The organism is Thiolapillus sp., from assembly GCF_048562965.1.
Lineage (GTDB): Bacteria > Pseudomonadota > Gammaproteobacteria > Chromatiales > Chromatiaceae > Thiolapillus > Thiolapillus brandeum_A.
The window spans coordinates 1-1544 of sequence record NZ_JBHNMF010000709.1 but is presented as its reverse complement, the minus strand read 5'-3'; the positions used below and the strand labels follow the sequence as shown (position 1 = coordinate 1544).

The window sequence follows — 1544 nt, the reverse complement described above, 5'->3', positions numbered from 1 at the left end:
CCGGGACGAGCTACTGGTGTTCAGCCAGGGGTTGGGAAAGTTCGTTCGCACCTATGAGTACGTGGCCCAACTGGTGGAGTTTGGCGATCCCCAAATCGAGGCCTTCGCCGCCTTTTCCAGGCTGGTGCTTTCCCATTACCGCCTGACCCCCCAGCAGACGAAATGGGAAGTCCGGGAAGAAGGTGGCCTCCTGAAGCCCATCGGCGGCGATCTGCGTGAAGGCAGGGACCGGGAACGCACCTATCTGCAAGAGCTGATTCAGCGCCTGAATGAGGCTTTTGGAAAGGAGATCAGCGATAAGGACAAAGTGGCCTTCGCCGTGCATATCAGCGAGAAGCTGCGTGACAATCAGACGGTGATGGCCCAGGTGCGCAACAACCCCAAAGAGCAGGCCATGCGCGCCGATCTGCCAGGAGCGGCGACCAAGGCCATCGTCGAGGCCATGTCCTCTCACTCCGTTCTTTCCAGACGGCTGCTGTCGGATGAAACCACCCGTGACCTGTTTCTTTCCGTGATCTATGAGATGCTGAAAAAGGATGTGGCCGGGGAGTTGCTGTCCGATGTCAGGGAGGAGTCTTGATGTACGACCTCCTGCAATTGGAGCAGATCCAGCCCATCGGTATGCGGGACGATGAGGGACAAATACTCATTATTGCGGAAAACATCGCCTCGCCGCCCGAGCAGTGCGAAAAGTGTGGGAACTCGCCCTTGTACAGACATGGAAAACGGAGATCCACCTATGCGGATACCCCTATCCACGGCAAGCCCGTCAAAGTTGAGATCGAAACCCGGCGTTACCGATGCAAGGCGTGTGGCACAGTGGTGACGCCATCCAGCCCATCGCTGGATGACAAGCGCGTAGCGACCCGGCGTCTCGTTCGGTATATCCAGGATCGTTGTTTTGGAACGACATTCACCTGGTTGGCCAAAGAGGTTGGTTTGGCCTTGAACACAGTCAAAGGCATCACTCAGGACTACGCAGCTCATCTGGAAGAGCAGGTGGTTCTTGAAACACCGAGATTGCTCGGCTTGGACGAGCTGTACATTCTGGGTAAGCCAAGAGCGGTTCTGGTGAATCTAGAAATGCATTCCATGTTCGATATATTGGAGTCTCGAACAAAAGCGCATTTGACCGATTATTTCAAAGGGCTCAAAGACAAGAACCGCATTGAATGGGTCGTCATCGACATGTGGAAGCCCTATGAACTGGTAATTGGAACGCAATTGCCCAATGCCCGCATTGTCATCGACCGGTTTCACGTTGTGAAAGAAGCATCGAAGAAACTGGATGGGCTACGTAAACATCTACAGAGCAAGCTGTCTTCACAGGACCGAATCAATCTGAAAAAGCATCTGCGATGGTCTTTGTTGCGCAATGAACACAACAGAACTGAAAGGGATTTGGAGAATATTGAATACATCAGAAGTAACTACTCACCCCTAAGATGAGTACAAGCCTGCCTCGATGGATCTACAATCGCTTTTTCATGTCTGTAGAGGCTTGACATCATAGTACGCCGAGTCTATGCTATTGACCCAACACA

At 52.8% G+C, this 1544-nt stretch carries 1 protein-coding gene and 1 pseudogene; both read left to right on the top strand.

Annotated elements, in window-relative coordinates:
* Nucleotides 1-580 (top strand): annotated as a pseudogene (locus ACOCD2_RS19405) (hypothetical protein); the annotation flags it as partial.
* Entirely contained in the window at nucleotides 580-1449 is an 870-nt protein-coding gene (locus ACOCD2_RS19400; RefSeq protein ID WP_419604262.1) for an ISL3 family transposase, read from the top strand. The pseudogene ACOCD2_RS19405 and the gene ACOCD2_RS19400, both read left to right, overlap by 1 nt.
* Nucleotides 1450-1544: the final 95 nt, after the last annotated feature.

Bases quoted from the DNA above. Each gene is read 5' to 3' on its own strand.
- ACOCD2_RS19400 (WP_419604262.1), top strand. From the start codon at position 580: ATGTACGACCTCCTGCAATTGGAGCAGATCCAGCCCATCGGTATGCGG.